The 22,260-nt window shown below is 60.7% G+C and carries 21 protein-coding genes; 11 read left to right on the top strand and 10 right to left on the bottom strand.

Annotated features, from left to right (window positions below):
* Positions 1-55 precede the first annotated feature (55 nt).
* A complete protein-coding gene (gluA, locus tag B2696_RS07000) occupies positions 56-784 on the bottom strand; it encodes a glutamate ABC transporter ATP-binding protein GluA (protein WP_286954742.1) in 729 nt (242 codons plus the stop codon).
* 391 nt (positions 785-1,175) lie between these two features.
* Here gluA and miaB point away from each other — a divergent pair, with 391 nt between their 5' ends.
* Positions 1,176-2,660 carry a tRNA (N6-isopentenyl adenosine(37)-C2)-methylthiotransferase MiaB gene (gene miaB / locus B2696_RS06995; RefSeq protein WP_312954910.1) on the top strand — a complete coding sequence of 495 codons (1,485 nt, stop codon included), beginning with the start codon at positions 1,176-1,178 and terminating at the stop codon, positions 2,658-2,660.
* 11 nt (positions 2,661-2,671) lie between these two features.
* Positions 2,672-3,280: a hypothetical protein gene (locus tag B2696_RS06990; protein ID WP_075729971.1), complete on the top strand. Its 609-nt coding sequence runs from the start codon at positions 2,672-2,674 to the stop codon at positions 3,278-3,280.
* Here the strand turns inward: B2696_RS06990 and B2696_RS06985 are convergent, their stop codons facing one another.
* Both B2696_RS06985 and B2696_RS06980 read right to left on the bottom strand, forming a co-directional pair.
* Positions 3,281-4,303, bottom strand: coding sequence for a GNAT family N-acetyltransferase (locus tag B2696_RS06985; protein ID WP_286954677.1), 1,023 nt, complete (start codon positions 4,301-4,303; stop codon positions 3,281-3,283).
* Between the two features lie 84 nt (positions 4,304-4,387).
* Entirely contained in the window at positions 4,388-5,692 is a 1,305-nt protein-coding gene (locus B2696_RS06980; protein ID WP_286954675.1) for a DUF349 domain-containing protein, read from the bottom strand.
* Between the two features lie 169 nt (positions 5,693-5,861).
* Between B2696_RS06980 and B2696_RS06975 the strand changes: the two genes are divergently transcribed.
* The 3 genes from B2696_RS06975 to dapF are packed head-to-tail and all read left to right on the top strand — an operon-like array spanning position 5,862 to position 8,206.
* Positions 5,862-6,449 (top strand): hypothetical protein, encoded by a 588-nt coding sequence (locus tag B2696_RS06975; RefSeq protein ID WP_307722791.1) that lies wholly within the window; start codon positions 5,862-5,864, stop codon positions 6,447-6,449.
* Between the two features lies 1 nt (position 6,450).
* The gene (miaA, locus tag B2696_RS06970) at positions 6,451-7,350 is read left to right on the top strand and encodes a tRNA (adenosine(37)-N6)-dimethylallyltransferase MiaA (protein ID WP_276622876.1); all 900 of its coding nucleotides are present in this window, start codon (positions 6,451-6,453) and stop codon (positions 7,348-7,350) included.
* A 10-nt stretch (positions 7,351-7,360) separates the two neighbouring features.
* Positions 7,361-8,206, top strand: coding sequence for a diaminopimelate epimerase (gene dapF / locus B2696_RS06965; protein ID WP_276622873.1), 846 nt, complete (start codon positions 7,361-7,363; stop codon positions 8,204-8,206).
* Here dapF and B2696_RS06960 read toward each other — a convergent pair.
* Both B2696_RS06960 and B2696_RS06955 read right to left on the bottom strand, forming a co-directional pair.
* Positions 8,203-8,763 carry a hypothetical protein gene (locus tag B2696_RS06960; protein ID WP_075729965.1) on the bottom strand — a complete coding sequence of 187 codons (561 nt, stop codon included), beginning with the start codon at positions 8,761-8,763 and terminating at the stop codon, positions 8,203-8,205. The genes dapF and B2696_RS06960 overlap by 4 nt on opposite strands.
* A gap of 193 nt (positions 8,764-8,956) precedes the next feature.
* Positions 8,957-9,751, bottom strand: a complete 795-nt coding sequence (locus B2696_RS06955; protein ID WP_075729964.1) for a hypothetical protein — start codon at positions 9,749-9,751, stop codon at positions 8,957-8,959.
* Positions 9,752-9,889: 138 nt separating this feature from the next.
* On the opposite strand from B2696_RS06955, the gene hflX reads away from it, so the two are divergent.
* The 3 genes from hflX to B2696_RS06940 all read left to right on the top strand — a co-directional run bounded on the left by hflX (position 9,890) and on the right by B2696_RS06940 (position 13,845).
* Positions 9,890-11,431, top strand: coding sequence for a GTPase HflX (hflX, locus tag B2696_RS06950; protein WP_286954668.1), 1,542 nt, complete (start codon positions 9,890-9,892; stop codon positions 11,429-11,431).
* 31 nt (positions 11,432-11,462) lie between these two features.
* Entirely contained in the window at positions 11,463-12,746 is a 1,284-nt protein-coding gene (locus B2696_RS06945; RefSeq protein ID WP_075729962.1) for a uracil-xanthine permease family protein, read from the top strand.
* A 103-nt stretch (positions 12,747-12,849) separates the two neighbouring features.
* Positions 12,850-13,845 (top strand): HNH endonuclease signature motif containing protein, encoded by a 996-nt coding sequence (locus B2696_RS06940; protein WP_286954666.1) that lies wholly within the window; start codon positions 12,850-12,852, stop codon positions 13,843-13,845.
* 54 nt (positions 13,846-13,899) lie between these two features.
* Here the strand turns inward: B2696_RS06940 and B2696_RS06935 are convergent, their stop codons facing one another.
* From B2696_RS06935 to B2696_RS06925, 3 genes are all read right to left on the bottom strand, one after another.
* On the bottom strand, positions 13,900-14,169 hold the full coding sequence (locus B2696_RS06935; RefSeq protein WP_075729960.1) for an HPr family phosphocarrier protein: 270 nt from the start codon (positions 14,167-14,169) through the stop codon (positions 13,900-13,902).
* 62 nt (positions 14,170-14,231) lie between these two features.
* Positions 14,232-16,280 (bottom strand): PTS fructose transporter subunit IIABC, encoded by a 2,049-nt coding sequence (locus B2696_RS06930; protein WP_286954664.1) that lies wholly within the window; start codon positions 16,278-16,280, stop codon positions 14,232-14,234.
* A 31-nt stretch (positions 16,281-16,311) separates the two neighbouring features.
* Positions 16,312-17,277, bottom strand: coding sequence for a 1-phosphofructokinase family hexose kinase (locus B2696_RS06925; RefSeq protein ID WP_276622926.1), 966 nt, complete (start codon positions 17,275-17,277; stop codon positions 16,312-16,314).
* A gap of 206 nt (positions 17,278-17,483) precedes the next feature.
* Between B2696_RS06925 and ptsP the strand changes: the two genes are divergently transcribed.
* Positions 17,484-19,175 carry a phosphoenolpyruvate--protein phosphotransferase gene (ptsP, locus tag B2696_RS06920; RefSeq protein WP_286954662.1) on the top strand — a complete coding sequence of 564 codons (1,692 nt, stop codon included), beginning with the start codon at positions 17,484-17,486 and terminating at the stop codon, positions 19,173-19,175.
* Positions 19,176-19,268: 93 nt separating this feature from the next.
* On the opposite strand, the gene B2696_RS06915 is transcribed toward ptsP, so the two are convergent.
* Together B2696_RS06915 and lexA are read right to left on the bottom strand one after the other, a co-directional pair.
* Entirely contained in the window at positions 19,269-20,051 is a 783-nt protein-coding gene (locus B2696_RS06915) for a DeoR/GlpR family DNA-binding transcription regulator (RefSeq protein WP_286954660.1), read from the bottom strand.
* A gap of 287 nt (positions 20,052-20,338) precedes the next feature.
* A complete protein-coding gene (gene lexA / locus B2696_RS06910) occupies positions 20,339-21,040 on the bottom strand; it encodes a transcriptional repressor LexA (RefSeq protein ID WP_075729956.1) in 702 nt (233 codons plus the stop codon).
* Positions 21,041-21,535: 495 nt separating this feature from the next.
* Here lexA and B2696_RS06905 point away from each other — a divergent pair, with 495 nt between their 5' ends.
* Both B2696_RS06905 and nrdR read left to right on the top strand, forming a co-directional pair.
* Positions 21,536-21,661, top strand: coding sequence for a hypothetical protein (locus tag B2696_RS06905; RefSeq protein WP_255312466.1), 126 nt, complete (start codon positions 21,536-21,538; stop codon positions 21,659-21,661).
* A gap of 128 nt (positions 21,662-21,789) precedes the next feature.
* Entirely contained in the window at positions 21,790-22,248 is a 459-nt protein-coding gene (gene nrdR / locus B2696_RS06900) for a transcriptional regulator NrdR (protein WP_075731167.1), read from the top strand.
* The last annotated feature ends 12 nt before the right edge of the window (positions 22,249-22,260 follow it).

Here is a 22,260-nt window from a genome sequence, read left to right as displayed (position 1 = left end):
TTCTCCTTGATGAGTGGGTTGGATGAGCTGGAGGGAGGAAATTCGACTGGAGGTCTTAGTGATGCAAGATCTTGCCCAAGAAATCCTTGGCACGGCTGGACTGAGGATTGTTGAAGAAGGACTCGGGGTCGGTATCCTCGACGATCTCGCCATCAGCCATGAACAGGATTCGGTCCGCGGCCTTGCGGGCGAAGCCCATCTCGTGGGTGACCACGACCATCGTCATGCCTTCCTTTGCCAGGTCAGTCATGACGTCGAGGACCTCGTTGACCATTTCAGGGTCGAGGGCCGAAGTGGGTTCGTCGAAAAGCATGACCTTGGGCCTCATGGCCAGCGCGCGGGCGATGGCCACACGCTGCTGCTGGCCGCCCGAAAGCTGCGCCGGGTACTTCTCCGCCTGGGTGGCGATGCCGACGCGATCAAGCAATTGCATAGCCAGCTTGTCGGCCTCGGCCTTCTTCATCTTGCGTACCTTGATGGGGCCGAGAGTGACATTCTCTTTGATGCTCAGGTGAGGAAAGAGATTGAATTGCTGGAAAACCATTCCGACATCCGCCCGGAGCTTCGCCAGCTGGTTTCCCTCCTCGGGCAGAATCTTGTTGTCGATCGAAATGGTGCCTTCCTCGACGGTCTCGAGGCGGTTGATGGTTCGGCAGAGTGTTGACTTGCCGGAGCCCGAAGGACCAAGAACGACTACGACTTCCCCGTGTCCGATCTCCAAGTTGATGTCGGTGAGAGCATGGAAGTCATCAAAGTACTTATTGACGCCCTCAATCTTTATCATCGGAGTGCCGACCGCTGCGTCACCAGCGGGGTTGAGCACAGAATCATTCATTTCACATGTCCTTGTCTATTGTGAACTGAAACATATTGGGATAGTAGGTGACTTTCGAGCTGCTACGGCGCTAGTTCCGGTAACGGATGAATAACAATCCGAACCTTATAAATAAAGTGGTCGTTGACCAGTGATTTATCTCTAAGGTCCTTAAGTGTCGATGATTGAGCCGTGGGGAGGCAAAGCACCTTTCTATTACTCTATAGATAAATCGCTTGCTGGTGCAAAACCATACGCGCATTGAGGCGGAAGGAAGGGTGTTATGAGTTGAAAGATCTGGCCGTTAGAATGGCCAAGCGTGAGCGCGTCAAATACCCCATCAGCACCTCGCACCTATGAGGTGCGAACCTTTGGCTGTCAGATGAATGTCCACGACTCCGAGCGAATCTCCGGCCTCTTAGAGCAGGCCGGCTACAGCGCGGCCAAGGACTCGGACCCAGACCTCGTGGTCTTTAATACCTGCGCCGTCCGCGACAATGCTGACAAAAGGCTCTACGGCACCCTGGGCGCCTTAAAGAAGGTCAAGGACAATCACCCCGGCATGCAGATCGCCGTCGGCGGCTGCTTGGCGCAAAAGGACAAGGACACTGTTCTAGATAACGCCCCGTGGGTCGACGCCGTATTCGGCACCCACAACATGGGGGCGCTGCCGGCGCTTCTCGAGCGAGCCCGCCACAACAATGAGGCCCAAGTCGAGATCGTCGATTCCCTCGAAGCCTTCCCCTCGGTGTTGCCCGCCAAGCGTGAATCGGCCTACGCAGGATGGGTCTCTGTGTCGGTAGGCTGCAATAATACGTGCACCTTCTGCATCGTTCCTTCCCTGCGCGGCAAGGAAGAGGACCGCCGCCCCGGCGACATCTTGGCTGAGGTGCAAGCTCTCGTGGAGCAGGGGGTTTCCGAAATCACGCTGCTGGGTCAAAACGTCAATGCCTATGGCGTGAACTTTGCCGATCCGGATCTGCCACGAGACAAGTTTGCCTTCTCCAAGCTCTTGCGTGCAGTTGGCCAGATTGAAGGCCTGGAGCGGCTGCGTTTTACCTCCCCGCACCCGGCAGAGTTTAGCTCGGATGTCATCGAGGCAATGGCCGAGACTCCCGCGGTATGTCCCCAGCTGCATATGCCCCTGCAATCCGGATCCGACAGGGTTCTTAAGGAAATGCGCCGTTCCTATCGTTCGCGCAAGTTCCTAGGGATCCTCGAGGAAGTTCGGGAGAAGATGCCGCACGCCGCCATTACCACGGACATCATCGTCGGATTCCCGGGCGAGACGGAGGAAGACTTCCAGGCTACGCTCGATGTAGTTGAGCGCGCTCGTTTCGCCTCCGCCTATACTTTCCAGTATTCGCCGCGTCCGGGCACGCCTGCCGCAGATATGGCAGAGCAGGTACCCAAAGCGGTGGTTCAAGAGCGTTTCGAGCGCCTAGTGGCCCTGCAGGATCGTATTCAGGCGGAGGAGAACTCCCGCCTCATCGGCACCGACGTAGAGCTGCTTGTGCAGTCCGAGGGCGGCCGCAAGAACGATGAGACCCACCGCCTCAGTGGTCGCGCTCGCGATGGCAGGCTGGTCCACTTCGCACCCGCGACCGTGGAGGGGAAGGAGATGGCGGGGGAGATTCGCCCGGGAGACGTAGTGCACACGCGCGTCACCGACGCGGGTTCCTTCTTCCTCGTCGCCGACTCGGGAATAACCGGGCATAGGCGCACCAAGGCCGGAGATATGTCGGCCGCGGGGAAGACACCCACGACCGCGCCCGTCGGCGTGGGGCTTGGCCTGCCCACGATACGGGCTTCCGCTGCCACCGGCTCGGGTTGCTGCACGGAGTAGGGTAGTGCTTTATGAGTGAAAAGAGTGCCCACGAGGCCGAGCGTCAGGCCGCCAAGAAGATGGATTTGCGCAATCAATCGATCACCTTGGCGGTTGCGGCGGTGGCCTTCTACCTCTCGCTGGTTCTTCCCTACGCGGGCTCAGCCCACGGTTGGGAGGCATTGCTCCTTGGGGTAGGCAGCGAAGGGGTCAAAATCTCGCTGATGGAAGTTGTTGCGGCGTGGTTGCGGCTTCTTGGCCTGGGTATCCTCACCCCCCTCACCCTTCTTACTCACCGCACCAACCTTGGTCTAGTGGCGTGGATGATGGTGACGGTAGCCTTCTTCATCTCGCTGTGGGGTTTCTGGTTCCGCGGATCCACTGGTGACGGCCCTGGTATCGGCATGTGGCTGGCGGTGGTGGCAAGCGGCGCTGCTTTCTTGGCCTATAGCCTGGTCGCGCTGCGTCGCAGCCCAGCTCAGCAGGAGGCGGAAGCGCGAGCTCGCGCGGCGGCTGGGGAACTCGATTCCGTAGCGCGCCTGCAGTCCGAGGTGGCATTTAACGCCCCCGCCGAGGAGAATCCCCTGCTTGTCGACGATAGGCGCCGCCAAGCCGCAGCCCGCCACCGACACCAAGACTAGCTAGCGCAACTTCTTCTCCCACGCCGAGGCCTGGGAGATGACTTTTGCCCCAAGGTGAGCGTAGATGGCTGCCATGGCCTTATCCTCGGCCGCTAGGGAGAAGTAGGCGCGGCGCACGTGTGGCCAATAGGCGTTTACTTTGTGGAGTGCGACTAGCTTGGCCAACATGGCCAGCCCACGGCCGCGATAAGAGCGGTCGCTCACGGTCAGCGTCCACTCGCATACTTGGGGATCGGCATCTTCTTGGCGCGCCAGCTCGGTCAAAGCTAGGACTTGCCCATCGGAGTCGAGCACAGCGGCCAAGAGAGTGTGCGCGCGGCGGACGCGGATGCGAGAGCGTGCCTGAGCCAAGCGTTCGCGGTCCCAGGGCTGGGGCGCGACCGTCAGTTTTCCGTGATGAGAGTCTGCGGTGGCGAGGGTAAGGAGGCGCGTGACATCGTCGAGGTAGCGCTCGGGAATATCATAGTCCGGCCATACCTGCGCGCTCAGCCCCGGTGTGATGAGTGGGGTGACTGGGTTCGAGGCAATCTCACTGACCAGCTGCTGCTCGCTATGTCGCAGTTCGAAGCCCAGCTCCGCGTATACGCCCGCTAGCGCGTCCTTCTGGGGTGAGAGGTCTGGCGGGTGCAGAAGACCCACCTGGGCTATGTCGCGTCCAAGACGGCGCACGAGATCTAGGGCTGTGCGCGCCATCCACAGCGCAAGCTCGCGCGCATCTGGGTCGAATTCTTCACCGGGCAAGGGCAAATATTCAGGAGCAAAGACAAGCTCGATCTCTGCGGTGGAAGTGTCTTCCTTGAGCGGCAAGGAGATATTGATGAATCCTTCGCAGTCCAACTCCGGCGAAGGAGCGGCTGCGGGAACGGAAACGAATCCCAGAGAAGACACTTCCCCGAGGGTGGGAGGGTGGGCAACGACCCCGAATAAGTATCCGCGATACTCGCTCGATCCGCGCAGACCCTGAAGCACGCGGTGGGTGGTGGTTGATGCCGCCGCGTCGCCACATGCTTCTTGGGCTGCCAAGTTCGCGCAAAATACAAAAGTGCGGATGCAATCGCCCGGCTCCGCCGCCCCTAGAGGGGGCGGCGCTATTTGCACCAGTTGCACTTAGTTGTCGTTAATTGCGCGTGCAGCCACGTCAGCGAATTCTTGCCATTGCTCAGCCTGCGCACGCAGGGAGGCGGCCCGTGAAGAGTCTCCCTTCGCCTCAGCGGCTTGCGCTTGGGCCAGGAAGTCATCGACCTTGGCCTGGAACTGGGCGGCACGAGCCTGCGCCTCAGGATCCGTGCGGCGCCACTGCTGCTCTTCTGCCGCGGAGACGCGCTTTTCTAGGGCCTCGATCTTAGCCTCGTACTCGCGAACCTGGGCGCGCGGGACGAAACCAATCTCTTCCCACTTTTCCTGCAACTCACGTAGCTTGGCTTTTGCTGCATCGATCGAATGCGCAGGATCAATTTGCGCATCATATTCAGCGATAAGCGCGTCCTTGGCTGCCGCGTTGGAGGCAAATTCCTTGTCGCGCTCATCGTTGACGGCGTTGCGGGCATCGAAGAAGTGATCTTGGGCGGCCCGGAATGCGGCCCACAGCTTGTCATCGACCTCGCGGGGGGCGCGCCCGGCTGCCTTCCATTCGGTCATAAGATCGCGGTATGCACGGGCGGTCTCGGCCCAATCCGTGGATTCCTGGAGCGCGCGTGCTCGCTCGACGAGGTCTTCCTTCTTCTTCCGCGCCGTGGCCCGGTTGCGATCAAGTTCGGCAAAGTGTGCGCCGCGCCGACGATTGAAGGAATCACGGGCACGCGAGTAGCGCTTCCACAGCGCGTCATCGCTCTTGCGATCGATGCCCTTGATCTGCTTCCATTCCTCAAGAATCTCACGGATGCGATCGCCGGCCGCGCGCCATTCGGTGGATTCTGCCGCAATGGCCTCCGCCTCGTTGGCGAGCTTCTCCTTGGCCGCGATTGCCTCGGCGCGCCGCTCTTGGCGCTGCTGTGCCGCGACTTCTCCGGCCTTAACGGAGTGCTCGATGATGTCTAAAAGGCGAGTATCCAAAGCCGCAATGTCACCGATGACTGCCGCCTCAGGGAGGCCTAGTTGCAGCTCCTTGGCGCTGGCCTTGATCGATTCCGCCTCCGCAGGGTGCGCTTTGAGGCGAGCCTCCAAAAGCTCGACTTCCGTGGCGAGATCGTCATAGCGGGATCCATAGTGCGCCAAACCCTCGGCCGGCGTGCCAGCCTGCCACTGTCCGATCTTGCGCTCTCCCTCGGAACCCGTGACGTACACGGTTCCGTCTTCGGCCACGCGGCCCCAATCAGCTGGATTGCTGCGAGCAGGAGTGGAGACTATCGCAGACTGGGCGCTCTGGCGCGGACCCTTCTTGGGCATTGCACCTGGGCTGGGGATGGGGGTCATCTTGAACCGTCCTTATAAAATACACATACGCCGCGCGACACGGCTGCCAATGATTACGTCACATTCGACTCTTTACCCTACCGCGAACCACTTGCTCGCGGAGGAGGAACTTTTAATTATGTTCCTTCCCCGCGGCTAAGATGGTCAATCAATGAGAAGAATATTGGTGATGCCCTCCAGCCCCGCCCTCGTCCGCGAGCTTTCCCCTGCGGACGCCCCCAGCCGCATCCTGCTCGAAGCTGCCGTACAGTGCGCGCGTTCGGCCATGAAGGCGGGTATCGAGAAAGTGGATATTGTGGGCTCGCGGGATAAGCGTTGGCGCACGGGCCTTGAGGGGAGTTTCCGGGCGTGGGGGGCGGCGTCGCTTAGCGTGGGCGCGGGGATCTTCCTGCCGGAGCTTTTGGCGCGCTACGTTTTAAGCTTCGTGCCAGGACTGGGCGTCGAGGAATCGCGCGCGAACCTGGGGGTGCCGCGCGAGGATACGCTCACCGTCGTCGTCGTTGACGGTAGTGCCGGGTTGACACAGCGGGCGCCGCTTGCGCTTGTCGAAGGCGCAGTACACACCCACCACTGGTGCCAAAAGGTATGCGCCGGGCGAGATGTCGAGCCCTGTGACAAGGATGCGCTTGCGGCCGCGGGTGTGCAAGAGCCCCAACTGTGGGAGGAGCTTGCGCGGCTGGGTCCGCGTAGTGCGGAGCTTGTAGCCGCAGATGCCACCCTCGGCGTGGGTCGCTACGTAGCCGGATGGGAGCTTTGAGATGATAAAACCTATTGCCGTGGTCGGGCCCACGGCCTCGGGAAAGTCCGCGCTGGGATTGGCCCTGGCGCACGCGCTCGACGGCGAGGTAGTAAACGTCGATTCCATGCAGCTCTACCGGGGGATGGACATTGGTACCGCGAAGTTGATGCCGGACGAGCGCGAGGGGATACCACACCATCAGCTCGACGTGTGGGATGTCACCGAACCGGCGTCGGTGGCGCGCTACCAAGAAGCCGCCATCCGCGACGTCGAGGACATCATGGCCCGCGGCAAGGTACCGCTGCTCGTTGGCGGGTCCATGCTCTACGTCCAATCCCTCATCGATGACTGGCAGTTCCCGCCGACTGATCCACAGGTCAGGGCGAAGTATGAGCAGCGGCGGCGTGAGATTGGTACTGCAGAACTACACGCGGAGCTAGCCGCGGTAGACCCTGCCGCCGCGCTGATCATCGAGGACAATGATCCGCGCCGCACTGTGCGGGCTCTGGAGGTCATCGAGCTCACCGGGAAGCCTTTCCAAGCCAGCCAGCCTCCCAAGGACGCCGAACCGCGGTGGGGTACGCGCATACTGGGGCTAAAAACTACGGGGGAGTGGCTCAACCCGCGTATCGAGCTGCGTACGCGGCAGATGTTCGAGCGCGGTCTGGAAGATGAGGCGCGTTTGCTGCAAGAGCGCGGCCTGGTGGCCCAGTCCACCGCCGGGCGTGCCATCGGCTACGCGCAGGTTCTTTCCTTCCTCACCGGTGAGCTGACCTGGGAAGAAGCCCTGGAACAGACCATCTACGGCACCCGGCGCTACGTGCGGCGTCAGCGTTCATGGTTCAACCGCGATCGAAGAGTTCATTGGCTCGACGCGCAAGGAGATACTGCGGCGCAGGCCCTAAAAATCGTGGGGTAGGATTGCGCGCATGAAATTTGCAAAAGGCCACGGAACCGAAAATGACTTCATTATCGTTGAGGATTATGCAGCGGAGCGCCCGCTTGCGCCGGAGCGCGTCGCCCTGCTGTGTGACCGCCGAGCAGGCATAGGTGCAGATGGGCTTTTGCGCGTCGTGCGCGCGGGCGCGCTCCTGCAGGCGGGCGAGGTTTCCGCCCTGGCTCCCGGAATCGCTGAGGATGACTGGTTCATGGACTATCGCAACGCCGATGGCTCCGTTGCCGAAATGTGTGGCAACGGCACGCGCGTCTTCGCTCATTGGTTGCGCTCGCGCGGGCTGGTGTCCTCAGATGCGTTTACCGTGGGCACGCGCGCGGGTGCCAAGCCAGTCGTGGTGGAATCGTGGGATGCTAATGACGCCGTCGTCAGCGTGGAAATGGGAGAAGCCAAGGTCACGGGTGTCTCTACGGCGTCGATGGCGGGCGAGCGCTTCGCCGGCTTGGGCGTCGATATGGGCAACCCGCACTTGGCTGCCGTCGTGCCCGGCCTGACGCCCCGCCGTCTGGGAGAACTGAGCTTTGTCCAACCCGACTATGATGCAGACTTCTTCCCTGCAGGCGTCAACGTGGAGGTTCTTACCCCCTTGGAGGAGGGGCAGGTGCACATGCGCGTCTTCGAGCGCGGGGTCGGGGAGACTCGCTCGTGCGGGACAGGCACCGTTGCTGCAGCTCGCGCCGCGCTTGCCGACGGCGGCTTTGGAACCGGAAGCGTCACCGTCAACGTCCCAGGCGGCCAAGTGCAGGTCGATATTTTCGATGGCGGATCTAGGCTGACCGGGCCTTCGAAAATAGTGGCCGAGGGCCAAACGAGCCTTTAGTCTTGGTTCTTGCGGCGGTTGTAGTCTGTGCCTAAGGCAAGCGCCGCCTTGCGGGCCAAAAGCCAGCTGTCCTTGAGCTCTGCGGCGCGCTTGTCAGTGACTTTAAGCAGGGTTTCTAGCTCATCATTGGTGACGCTAGAGAACTGTAGCCGCGTGTTGAGCCGGCGTAGGAAGCGCCGTGCACCGGCGAGGTCGAAGTGAAAAGCCTCAATTTCCGGGGAAGCGCAGTCGAGGTCGAGCAGTGCAGGGCGGTGCAGGGTGCGATCCGCGATGGCCTCGGTGTCCTCACTCAGCTCAAAGTCTTGAAACTCTATGATGACGTCCTGTAGGTCCTCTGCGGACAGGCGGATGGAGTTGCGTAGCGCAATTTGCTCAGAGGAAGCCGGGCGCGAATTAAACATCAGCCAAGCTGCCGCAGTCAGTGCGAGCGCAATGACAAGGCCGGGAAGCTTCAACGTGGCGATGAGGAAGACGGTTGCCGATACTGCAAGCATGACCGCCAGCGCAAACTTTAGCGGGTAGCGGTGTGCGGCGTTACCGGGGAGCGGAAGCTGCATCAACGTCGCCTTCTCCTTACTGTGTTGAATCTTGCTGGAGCCCTGTTGAACAAAAGCCTTGTTGGACAAAAGCCTTGTTGGACAAACTCTCATAGGCACAAAGACACTTGGAATTCTACTAGGCTGTCGCGAACAAGCCGAGGGAACTGTGACGGTTGATACCAAGTTGTTGCCTAATCGAGACTCGGCCGAACTAGTGTCCGCCGCAGCCTCCGGAGCCGCAGCCACAGCTCCCGCCGCCGCATCCGCCGCCGGTGGGAAGTGCAATCGAGGCCGTTAATAGCGCCGTTCCTGCAAGTACGGAGCCTTTCTCGGGTAGTTCGCCGAAAGACTCGGGCAGGCAAAGGTCGAAGGGGAACGCGCCGTCCATGATGAGATGCATGAACTTCTCTCCGGTGAGCTGGTTGTGGCGCCATTCTGATTCCATGACGCGGGCGGAGAACTCACAGGCTGGGGTTGGGGCATGAGAACCGGAGCCCTTGGCAACGATTTCGGCACCCTCGGAGTTAAAAGTAGCCGGGTATGCCCCTTCGGAAGCCTCGTAAGAATCGGCGTCTGCATAGCGGCGTACATCAAGGCCCATCGCGGTGATCCCGACCTGCTGCCATTGCTGCTGCTCTACATCAGCCAACAGCGGGCCTTGCGCTAGGTTAGCGGTGGCAGTTGCCAGGGTAGTGCCAAAAGGATCAACAATCTCGAGGTAAGCCAGGACATCGTTGACCATGTCTACGTGGGCGAAGGCCTGGGTGACAGCCTCGAAGCCAATGTAAGTAGCGAAGGGCTCGACAGCGAGGATATTGATCTCTGCCCCGGAAGGGTCAGTGAACTGGATGAGCTGACCGCCCCGGACCTCACCGGTCACGGTCAAAAGGTTGGTGGAGATTGCGGCCTCCACGGCGTCTTGCCAGCGCTCGAAGTTCAGCCCAATGGCCTGCATTTCGAGGTTGTCTTTCACGGCTGCGCCGGAGGCGGAAACATTCGCGGTCATGTCGACTAGTGTATCCCGCAAAGCCAAACGGTGAAAAGCCGCTGCCTTCCCGAACCTGCGCAAAGCATGGGAATAAGGTGCACAAACCCAAAATGCGATTGACTAATTGCCCGTCTGACGTGAGATAATAGGACGAGTATGAGCAATTCCCATGAACAGAATCAAAAACCATCGCGGCAGCATGCCGCGCCATCCCACGAAGAGCTGCTCAAACGCGCTTTTCGGGACAACGCTCCGCAGGAGACACGCCTAGTCTCCTCCCTAGAAGATCCCACAACAGGCGAGCTCGATCTGGCCGAGCGCAGGTCTTTCCAGCGCGTTACGCGGGATACCACCATCCACGCTGAGGACACCACGGACGGCTACGAAGTCGAGTACCGAAAGCTCCGCCTCGAGCAGGTTATTCTCGTCGGCGTGTGGACTGAAGGCACCGTCGCCGAGGTCGAGGCCACCATGGCTGAGTTGTCGGCGCTGACGGAAACCGCCGGTGCCATCGTCGTCGAGATGCTCTATCAAAAGCGTGACAAGCCCGATCCTGGTACCTTTGTCGGCTCCGGCAAGGTCAAGGAGCTCAAGGAGATAGTCGAGTCCACAGGCGCCGACACCGTAGTCTGTGATGGAGAGTTGACCCCAGGCCAGCTCTCAGCGCTCGAGCGTGCTCTCAACACCAAGGTCATTGACCGCACGATGCTCATCCTCGATATCTTTGCCCAGCATGCCAAATCTAAGGAAGGCAAGGCCCAGGTCTCTCTGGCGCAGCTGGAGTACCTGTATACCCATACGCGTGGCTGGGGCGGGAACCTCTCGCGCCAGGCAGGCGGACGCGCTGGCTCGAATGGCGGCGTCGGATTGCGCGGCCCCGGTGAGACCAAGATCGAGACCGACAGGCGCCGCATCCGCACGCAGATGGCGCTGCTGCGCAAGGAACTTAAGTCGATGAAGACCGCGCGCGAGGTCAAACGCTCGCAACGCCGCGCGTCCTCGGTGCCCCAGATTGCCATCGCCGGCTATACCAACGCGGGCAAATCCAGTCTCATCAACGCCATGACCGGAGCGGGCGTTTTGGTGGAAGATGCGCTCTTTGCCACCTTGGACCCGACCACGCGCCGCGCAGAGCTGGGGGACGGGCGCCAGGTCGTATTCACCGATACGGTCGGCTTCGTGCGCCACCTGCCCACGCAGCTCGTCGAGGCCTTCAAGTCCACGCTGGAGGAGGTCCTCGGCGCCGATCTCATGCTGCACGTCGTCGACGGCTCGGATCCCTTCCCCCTCAAGCAGATCGAGGCGGTCAACAAGGTCATTTATGACATCGTCAAGGACACCGGCGAGAAGGCCCCGCCCGAGATTATTGTCATCAACAAGATTGATGAGGCGGATCCACTCGTCCTCGCCGAGCTGCGCCACGTCCTCGACCGGGATAACGTGGTCTATGTTTCGGCCCGCACGGGACAAGGCGTCGACGAGCTCACCTCGCGGGTGGAGCTCTTCCTCAACGCTCGCGACGAACACGTCCGGTTGTTGGTGCCTTTTACCCGCGGGGACGTCGTTTCGCGCGTCCACGCCCATGGAACCGTGCGCGAGGAGGAGTACACCCCCCAAGGCACGCTTGTCGACGTACGTCTTCCCGCACCACTCGCGCTCGAGCTCGCCGAGTTCGTGGTGGAGAAAAAGGTTTCCTGATTTGGGGCCGGATAGGCCATAATTGGGGTTCGTGAGTACATTTTTTGGATGGCGCGTCCACGGTGACGGCCGCAAGATTGAACCAGGCGCGGTCGTCGCCCCCGAAGAAAGACTGAGTTGGGGCCGCACCATCGGCATCGGCATGCAGCACGTGGTGGCAATGTTCGGCGCCACGTTGTTGGTGCCGACACTGACGGGTTTCCCCGTCAATACCACTCTGCTCTTTTCGGGCGTGGGCACGATCCTCTTCCTGCTCATCACCCGCAACCGCCTGCCATCCTACCTTGGTTCCTCCTTTGCCTTTATTGCGCCTTTGACTGCATCCCAACAGTATGGAATAAGTGCTCAGGCAGGATCGATACTTGTCACCGGTGTGGTCTTGGTGCTCATCGGCTTCGCAGTTAAGGCCGCCGGGCGCAAGGTGCTTGATGCGGTCATGCCGCCGGCTGTCACAGGTGCAATCGTGGCGCTTATCGGGCTGAATCTTGCCCCGGCTGCCACCTCCAACTTCCAGACGCAGCCGCTGGTGGCTCTCGTTACGCTCGTGGCCATCGTCGCGGCAACCGTGGGCGGGCGCGGAATGGTTGCGCGCCTGGGAATCCTCATTGGAGTGGTTATCGGCTGGCTGTTTGCAGCGCTGACGGGCAATCTTGCCGAAGGCACAGCGGAAACCATCCGCGAGGCCGCCTGGGTGGGGCTGCCGCAGTTCCATTCCCCGGAGTTCCATTTTTCTGCGATCATCGTCGCGCTACCGGTCCTCGCCGTCCTTATTGCCGAGAACATCGGCCATGTCAAGGCTGTGTCCGAGATGACCAAGCGTGACCTCGATGATCTCGCCGGCGATGCTCTCATCGCCGACGGCCTCGCCACCTCCATCGCCGGTGGTTTCGGCGGCTCGGGCACGACCACCTACGCCGAAAACATTGGCGTGATGGCGGCTACTCGGGTTTACTCCACCGCGGCCTACTGGGTAGCTGCGGTATTCGCCATCTGTTTAGCCTTCATCCCCAAGTTCGGGGCCTTGATTTTTACTATTCCCACCGGAGTCTTGGGAGGGGCGACACTGGTGCTCTACGGCCTCATCGGGATGCTAGGTATCCGCATCTGGATGGATAACAAGGTCAATTTCAACAATCCGGTGAACCTGACCTGCGCAGCAGTGGCTCTTATCGCGGGTATTGGAAACCTCACGCTATCCATTGGTTCCGTATCTTTGGAGGGCATTGCCTGGGGCTCAGTGGGGGTTATCGTGGTCTATCCGGTTGCCAAGTGGCTCTACGAGAAGGTCGGAGAAGGTCGCGGCGCGCGCTACTGATTGCCTAGTTTGGTTTCTGTTTGGTGACGCGGGCAACAAGTTATCCACAGGTTGGCGCCTTGGATCTAGCCAGCGGATGGTAAGCGGCCATAGTCTTTGAGCCATGGACGCCCTTGAAGCTTATATTGTCGCCGCAGCCCCCGGCATGGATATCCTCGCCGCGGCCTGGGGCAAGCAAGAAGGCGAGCTCCTCGAGATGGGTGCCAGCGATACAGACACGCGCGAAATTCTGGGCCTAGCTCACATCTACTTCGGGCCGACTGCCTATACGGCGATGCAAGCTGCAGCGCGCGGGAGCCGCCACGTGCTGTCGACGCTGCGCATGATCGAGCGCTACGCACAACGCCTGTCTTCTCGGCGCTCTGCCTGGCTGCTGCGCAAAGAGCTGTGTACTCGGGGAGAGTCGGCAGCGCAGCTGGAAAGGCGCGCACGCGAGCTGGTTCGAGAATTGGCTGTCCCGCGGCCGCCGAGCCAGGGCGTGCGGCTGACTCGCCGTGCGAGGGCTCCGTGGACGTTGACAATAACCGGCCCTTCAGATTTGGTGGCCCAGCTGAGCGCGGCGATAGACCCCCAATCTCCGTTGGATTCTGTCCAGAAGATCTTCTTCGGTGGCGGAGCAGGCTCTGCACCGGCTGCGGCTACGAATGTCATTATTGAGCTGGATCAACTCGACAAGGTTGTGTCAGGTCGCGGTGATGAAGTTACGGTGACGATGACGAACGGGGCGACGATAACCGGAGCCGAGCTGGCGCGCAAACGGCTCCTCGAGCACGGCTACGTGACCTTGATTCACCCGCTCGAGGGGCCGGTCAATCTCTATCGTGCCTCGCGTCACGCAAGCAGAAAGCAGCGCCTTATGATGTCAGCGGAAAATCCCCGTTGCGCCTGGCCCGGCTGCAGCCATCCCGCGGATAGCGCCCAGGCTCATCACCTCAAAGCCTGGAGTCGCGGGGGAGAGACTAACCCGGGGAATCTGGCTACCTGCTGCGCCTATCACAACGGGGTCAATAGTGATGACCCGTTGGCGCTCACGAGCCGAGGGCGGCTAGAGCGCATAGCAGGCAAGGTAGTGTGGATACCTCCCTGGGCTCGGCCCTAAAACGCGAAACCCGCCTCCTGATTTTAAGGAGGCGGGTTAGCGGAGCGTGGAGAATTAAGACGCGTCAAGGTCCTTTTCGATAAGACCGGCGATCTTCTCTACGGCCTCAGGGTTCTCGGAGGTGACGGTGACCTCGTCACCCTGCTCGGCGCCGAGAGCCATGATCATCAGGGAAGACGCAGCATCGGTCTCGTCCTCGTCCTCGTCACCGACGAGGGTGAGGAAGATGTCCTCGTCGTACTCTCCGGCAGCGTCAGCGATGATGGAAGCTGGGCGAGCGTGCAGCCCAACGGAGGAGCCTACTTTTACAGTCTTGGAAGCCATAATGGGATCCTAACCTTTCGTTGAAGTCGAATTAATCTCTAACCAGTGTACGAGCCTTTGGGTTAGGCTGCCACGGAACTTTCTTTTGCAGCTGCTGCTTCGATGGTCTTATTGGGCCACAGCTGCTTCATCGCGATAACTGCGACTGCAGAAACTACGATTCCTGCAGCCAGGGATACTAGGAAGCCCCAGATAGGATCGATGGCGAAGAACACGAAGATGCCTCCGTGCGGAGCGCGCGAAATTACACCGAAGGCCATGGACAACGCGCCGGTGACTGCGCCACCAACCATCATCGAAGGGATGACGCGCAGGGGATCCGCCGCAGCGAAGGGGATTGCGCCCTCGGACACGAAGGACAGACCCAGCAACCACGCGGACTTGCCGTTTTCTTGCTCGGCGGGAGTGAACAGGTTCTTGCGCACGAAGGTGGCAAGGGAGAGCGCGATGGGCGGAACCATGCCGGTAGCCATGACCGCAGCCATGATTTGCATAGACGCTTCGTCTCCGGTGGAAAGGCCGGCGGTAGCGAAGAGGTATGCAGCCTTGTTGACGGGACCGCCCAGGTCGAAGCACATCATCAGGCCTAGAATGATTCCAAGCAGCACAGCGGAAGAACCAGACATCGACGACAGCCAGTTCTGCAGACCCGCCATGAGGTTAGCCAGCGGTGCGCCGAGCAGCAGGAACATCAAGAGTCCAACGACGAGCGAGGTCAAAAGCGGAATGATGACGACGGGCATGAGGGAGCCGATCCAGCGCGGAACCTTCCACTTGCCAATCCACATCGCGATGAAGCCGGCGAGCAGACCAGTGACAAGACCGCCGATGAACCCGGCGCCCAAGGTCACGGAGATAGCGCCGCCTACGAAGCCGGGGGCGATGCCGGGACGTCCGGCGAAGGCAAAGGCGATGTAGCCGGATAGCGCTGCGACGATAAAGCCCATCGCCGCCTGGCCAGTGGCAAAGAGTACCGCACCAAGGTAAAGCATGAATCCAGCGCGATCGAAGGTCATAAGTGCGCCATCGACCTCGACTTGGTGGCCGGGCAGGTTAGTCAGCGAGTAGTTGGTCGCGATGGCCTGCCAGCCGTTGGCCATGTCGTAGCCTCCGAAGAGGAAGCCTAGTGCGAGGAGCAGTCCGCCGGCCGCGACGAAGGGAACCATGTAGGAAACACCCGTCATGATGGCCTGCTGAATGCGCTTGCCCCACCCCAGGCTCTCGCCCTCGCCGGCGGCTTCGGCTGGCGCAGAACCGGCCGTCCCTGCGACCTTGCGGGCGTTGGGATTGTGGGCGGCGGCGATAGCCTCATCGAGCATGACGCCGGGCTCGTTGATGGCGCGTTTGACGCCGGATTCGATGACAGGCTTGCCTGCGAAGCGCTCGCGGTCGCGCACTCCGACGTCGGTGGCGAAGATGACGGCGTCGGCCGCGTCGATAGTGGCCTGCGACACGGACTCATTGTTGGATGAGCCTTGGGTCTCTACGGTCAAATCGACGTCGTCCCGCGCGTCGGCGGTTTGGGTCAGCGCGTCGGCTGCCATGTAGGTGTGCGCGATTCCTGTGGGGCAGGCGGTAACCGCGACGACCCGCGTTGCCTTGGAGTCGTCGGCGGGCTTTTCTTCCGCTGCTGGGGCGGGGGCCTTCTTGGTTTTCTTGGCATTGACCACGTCGAGGACGAGCTTAACGATCTCGTCTTCGGTCTGGGCGGTGCGCAGGGCTTCCAGGAAGTCCTTCTTAACTAGCGCGCGGGCGAGCTTGGACAGGATTCGCAGGTGTTCTTTGCCGCCGCCGGCGGGTGCCGCGATGAGGAATACCAGGTGGGCGTCTCCGTCGGGGCCGGAGAAATCAACGCCGCGGGAGAGGCGGGCGAAAGCCAGGGTAGGTTCGGAGACGACCTCCGAGCGGCAGTGGGGGATAGCGACTCCGCCAGGAACACCCGTTCCGGCCTGGGATTCGCGCTTGATGGCGGGTTGGGCTAGTCCTTCGACGTCGCTGGCACGCCCGGTGTTGTGTACCAAGGTGGCGAGGTGGGTGATGACGGATTCGACGTTGTCGCCGAAGTCCGCGTCTAGCGCCACCAGGTCCCTGGTGATGAGATCGGTTGTCATGAGTAGAGCTCCTTCAAGTTGGATGAGGTTGTTATGACAAGAGTGAAACGGTGGTCTCTTCAATGTTAAGCGTTTCCGGCGCAGGAATCTGCGTTCCGGGCAGGCCCGCAGCCGCGGTGCCGTAGGCGACCGATTGCGCGAGCGCGGCGGCGAAGTCCTTGCCTGCTTTTCGGGCGAGGATGTAGCCAGCCAGGGAAGAATCCCCAGCACCCACGGTTGAGCGCACCGTCACAGGCGGCGGGGTGGCCTTCCACGCACCCTGGGCGGTGACGAGGACTGCTCCAGCCCCGCCAAGGGTGACAAGAACCTCGTCGATGCCGCGCTTGACGACGACGCGTGCCGCCTCCACCACACCGCTAAAGTCCCCTTCCTCGGCAGCCTTTTCTAAGGCGAGACCGTCCGTGTCGGTGAGCTGACCGAGCTCGAGCCCGTTGGGCTTGATGAGGTGCGGGGCGGCGGCGTCGAGGTTGGCTCCCAAGGCTTGCATGGGGGCGTCGGAAGTATCGACGGCGATGCGTGCGTTCGGGGCCGCAGTGCGAAGTGCGGCCGTGAGTTGGGAGTACCAGTCGACGGGCACGCCCTGGGGCAGAGATCCGGCCATGACGATCCACTCGGCCTTGGCCGCGAGCCCTTCGAGGCTGGAGATGAGTGAGCGCTGCTCGGCCTGGCTGAGGGCGGGGCCGGGGTCGTTGATCTTGGTGGTCGTGCCGTCGGGCTCTGTGACGGTGGTGTTGATTCGGACCTTGTCGGCGATGCGAACCGCCTGGGCTGGAATCTGTGCTTCAGATATGAGAGTGAGAAAAGAATCACTTTCGGCAGCGGGGAAGAGGGCGGTAGTCTCTTCGCCGGCAAGGAAAGCGGCGTGGGAGACATTGACCCCCTTTCCGCCGGCCACTTGGGTTACCTGCGCCGCGCGGTGCACGGCTCCGCGGGTGAGGGTCTCATCAAGTGAGAGAGTGACATCGATGCTGGGGTTGGGGGTCAGCGTGAGGATCATGGTGGGCATCCGTCCCTTCGGCATTGTGCGTATATTGGGAGAAAACGCGCAGGCTATTGCCGTGTGGTGGATTCTCCCGCCTAATGTCGATTGTTGCCCGTTTGTGTCCGAATGTCAATCAAATAAGTGTGGTTTTCATTGCTTTTTTGCCCGGTTTGTGATGTTCTGGGTTAAAGAAAAACTAACTCTTCGAAGGAATTGTGGTTATGAGTAACGCATCCCCGTCCACTATCAAAGGAACCGGAGTTGTCTCTGGCGTCGCTTACGCCGAGGCCGTGTGGGTACGGCCGCGGCCCGATCTTCCCACTGCGGGGGAGCCGATCGAGGAGTCGCGTCGCGATTCCGAGTATGACCGGTTCCTCGAAGCGATAGACATCGTTGCCTCCCGCCTTGAACAGCGCGCCGCCGGCGCGGATGGCCAGGCCGCAGAAGTCCTGGGAGCCACCGCGGGCATGGTCAAGGACCGCGGTTGGCACAAGGCCGTGCGCAAAGGCATCCGGGCAGGTAAATCCGCGGAATACGCCACCGTGGGTGCCACCGATAAGTTTGTCACCATGTTCGAAGCGGCGGGCGGCGTTATGGCTGAGCGCACCACCGATTTGAAGGATGTGCGTGACCGCGTCATCGCAGAGCTGCGTGGCGAGCAAGAGCCAGGGCTGCCCTTGGTTGAGGGCGAGGCAGTTCTCTTTGCTGCGGATCTCGCTCCTGCTGATACCGCCACTCTAGACACCGCCCACATTAAGGCCCTCGTGACCGAGCTGGGCGGGCCGACCAGTCACACGGCGATCATCGCTAGGCAGCTCAACATTCCGTGCGTCGTCGCTGTGGGTGCACGCCTGCGCGAGATTGAATCCGGGGAGCTCGTATTCGTCGACGGGGCAGTGGGAACCGTGCGCCTCGGCGTCGATCCCGCTGAGTCGCGCAAGGCGGTCGAGGAGTATCGCGAAAAGGCCGCCCGCGTGGCGCAATGGCGTGGTCCTGCCGAAACCAAGGATGGGTATCGCGTTCAGCTGCTGGCGAATGTGGCCGATGGAAACGCCGCCCGCATCGCCTCCGACTCCCAAGCAGAAGGCATTGGTCTCTATCGCACGGAGCTTTCTTTCCTCTCGGCCAGCGAGGAACCCACCGTCGATGAGCAGGCGCGTATCTACGCCAAGGTTTTCAATGCCTACCCGCATTCGAAGGTCGTCGTACGCACGCTCGATGCAGGCTCTGATAAGCCCATTTCCTACGCCACGCTGACGTCGGAGGAAAACCCGGCCCTGGGTGTGCGCGGCTTGCGCGTTGCTCGTGATAACGAGGCCCTGCTTACCCGCCAGCTTGATGCTATTGCGCAGGCTGCAGCGGAGCGCGGCGAGGACGCTCCTACGTGGGTAATGGCTCCTATGGTCGCGACTTCGACTGAGGCGAAGTGGTTCGCCGGCCTGTGCCGCGAGCGCGGGCTGACCCCGGGAGCCATGATCGAGGTTCCCGCCGCTGCGCTCATGGCGGATACGATCATGCCGCACTTGGACTTTGTTTCCATCGGCACCAATGACCTAACGCAGTACACCATGGCTGCTGACCGCCTCTCCCCGCAGTTGGCTTATCTTACGGATCCGTGGCAGCCGGCGGTGCTTCGCCTCATCCGGCATACGTGCGTGGTCGGGCGGGACAACAACGTTCCGGTCGGGGTATGCGGCGAGGCTGCAGCTGACCCAGTTCTGGCTTGTGTTCTCACCGGTCTTGGCGTCAACTCTCTGTCGGCCGCTTCGACGGCTGTGGCAGGAGTTGGTGCGCAGTTGGCTGAGGTCACGCTCGAAGAATGCCAGAAGATGGCGGAGGCTGCTATCGACGCAGAAGGCCCCACCGAAGCGCGTGCGAGCGTGTTCAAAGTCATGGAGCAGTTCAAGAACTAAACTCTCCAGAACGCGAAAAGAGGTACTTCCCTTTAAAAGGGGAGGCACCTCTTTTGCTTGCGCTACTGCTGGCCTAATTGGCCTCAAGCGGCACTATTCGTCGGCGACGACGACGTCGATCTCGCGCTCGCTGAGTGCGTCGATGAAGGACTGCGGGATTCCAGCATCGGTGACAACGACATCGATATCACCAATGGCGGCGAAGCTGACAAGATAATCGTTGCCAAGTTTGCTGGAATCGCACAGGACAACCACCTTGTGAGCATTGGTAACAAAGGCGGATTTAATGGCGGCCTCTTGGGGGTCCGCCGTCGACAAGCCATGATCTAGCGTGAGTGCGTTGGTGCCGATGAAGGCGACGTCGGCACGCATGAGCGCCATGGTGCGCAGGGCAGTATCGCCCACGACGGCCTGCGTGATGGCGCGAACGGTCCCGCCGAGGAGTTGGACGTTGGGGACGCCGTTGCTGGCGAGCGAGAGAGCAATGGGTAGGGAGTTGGAGACGATACTTACCTGCTCATTGTTGTATCTTTGGCCAATCAGATCAGCAAGAGCGTTTATCGTAGTTCCTGCGTCGAGGAAGATGCTCGCGGAGCCGTGCGGGATGAAGTCGAGCGCTGCGCGAGCGATGGCGGCCTTGGCGCCCGAAGCGGAACGTTGCCGCGTGTCCAGCGTGAACTCAGCGGTCTGGAAGGAGCGGGAAGCCACGGCGCCACCGTGTACACGATGGACCACGCCCTCCTTGTCCAAGACGGCTAGATCTCGGCGAATCGTTTCAGCGGTGACATCAAAGCGCTCTGCGAGCCCGGTAACGTTGACTCTTCCCTCCACCGCCGTGAGGGAAGCGATTTGCCGGCGACGCTCCTCGGCGTACATGTATGTCTCCTTTTGCAGGTTCGCGGCTATGGGGGACCCGAAGCCTACTGGGGCGGCCCCTGTGCTATTCCTCCATTCTGACAGACTTTGGGAACAAGTAAACGGAACCAAACAAAAATAATCGGAGATCGTGGGCACCTTAGCGTGGAAAATGGCCATTACAAGGGGTTTTGGTGGACTGTTAGAGACTCGTCACTTTCCTGAGCGGCGAAGGAAAACCAACTAAACGGGGGTGAAAACGCAACAAAGACCCAACGCGAGTCAGGCCTTTGTTGCGTTGCAGTGCGCTAGAGGCGGCGGAATACGGAAACCACTTTGCCCATGATGTCGGCTTCATCGCCCTTGATGGGGGAGTAGGCCTCATTGTGAGGCAGGAGCCAGATGCCCGAGGAATCGCGGTGGAACTCCTTAACCGTAGCCTCCTCGCCGTCAAGGAGAGCAGCCACGAACTCACCCTCCTCCGCGACAGACTGAGAGCGGACTACGACCCAATCTCCATTCAAGATGCCTGCATCCCGCATGGAATCACCCACAACTTTGAGCATGTAGAGTTCTCCGCCCCCGAGGATATCTCCGGGAAGGGGGAAATAGGTATCGATATTCTCCTCGGCCGTAATTGGCGAACCAGCGGCAATGCGACCGACCACCGGAACATAAGAAACGACAGAAGCATCCTCTGCAGGCGGCGTAGAGGCCGCAGGGGTGTGCCTCTTTGTGCGGGAGGAGTGTTCGGTATCGAGGTGGCGAACGTCGACGGCGCGTGGCTTATTGGGGTCACGGCGCAAGAACCCCTTCTCCTCCAGCTGTTTGAGCTGGTAGGCCACGGAAGAGGTGGACTGCAGGCCCGCAGCATCCCCAATTTCCCGAATGCTAGGCGGATAGCCACGCAGCATCACCGCGTCATGGATGACGTCAAGGATGCGACGTTGGCGATCTGAGAGCTTGGTGATGTCTGGCTTTCCCGAGCTTTTGGCTGGAGTGCGTGGCATGGTTCCCTTCCGGGGGGCGAACTATGGACTAGTGCTCGTTCTTTTATATCACGTTATGCACGAATGTTCGAGAAATATCCGCTAAGTGTGGACAGGTGTTCGATACCGTGCTATAAATCGAACGTAGAAGCTAATTCGAACATAATGGCGACTTAAGGCCAGGGTCCAGTCAATGACTCTCGCTACAGTAAGCGCCAATAGGTTACATACAAAAAGGACAATGGCATGACACTTCGTTTAGACCGCAATAGCGCACATCTAGCTGCAGGACAGCGTCGCCAGCAAGTAGTGCGCAGGGCAAGCGTCTGGGAGCCCCAGGCGGAACGCAGTCGAGTTGTCGGGCGGGGAAATGGATGTTCACATGCGGGAGGGGTTCGCACTCTCAGCGTGATTAGTAGAACAGGCGCTCCACCAGTATCTAGTGCGAAAGTCGCGCGGTATAGCGCGCAGGCGCAGGTGCCGTCCGAGAGCCACGATTCGAACAAAGGAAGCTATTTGCTCGGCAGCATCTTTGGCTTTGCTCTCATGATCTCCATCGTCTTGGGCGGCTTTACTGCTTCTGAAGAGCCTGGGATGGGCGCAGGAGCACCCCACGTAACAGGGGTGTCCTCGCAGCGTTAGGCAGCCCACTGCTCTAGGCGGACTCCTAGACGTATCGCCGGTTAGTCTCACCTGTCTACCGCGAACTAGGATAGGAACGGTTAATGCTGTTCGCGCCTCGTCGCCACCGTTCGAAGGAGATTCGCACCGTGTACTGTCCTTTTTGTCATAATGAGCAGTCAAAGGTCATCGATTCCCGCGTGGTCGATGGTGGTTCTGCAATTCGGCGCCGCCGGGAGTGCACTGCCTGCAAAGGACGTTTCACCACTGTGGAAAAGGCGGTGCTATTGGTGCTAAAACGCAACGGTCTGGCGGAACCTTTCAGCCGCGACAAGCTTATTCGCGGTGTCAGGCGGGCGTGCCAAGGGCGCGATGTATCAGATGATTCGCTCAAGAAGCTTGCGCAGCAGGTCGAAGAGACCGTGCGCAGTCATGGCTCCTCCCAGGTCAATGCTAACGATGTTGGTCTCGCCATTTTGGAGCCGTTGCGTGACCTCGACGAGGTCGCGTACCTGCGCTTTGCCTCTGTCTACAAGTCCTTCGAGAACGCTGACGACTTTGAGTCCGAAATCCGCTTGATGCGGCGCAGAGACCGCGGAGACTTTTAGACCTATCTCCTT

The sequence above is a fragment of the Corynebacterium sp. UBA4397 genome, assembly GCF_002390965.1.
In the GTDB taxonomy this organism is placed as follows: Bacteria; Actinomycetota; Actinomycetes; order Mycobacteriales; family Mycobacteriaceae; genus Corynebacterium; species Corynebacterium flavescens.
This window is presented reverse-complemented; position numbering and strand designations above follow the sequence as displayed.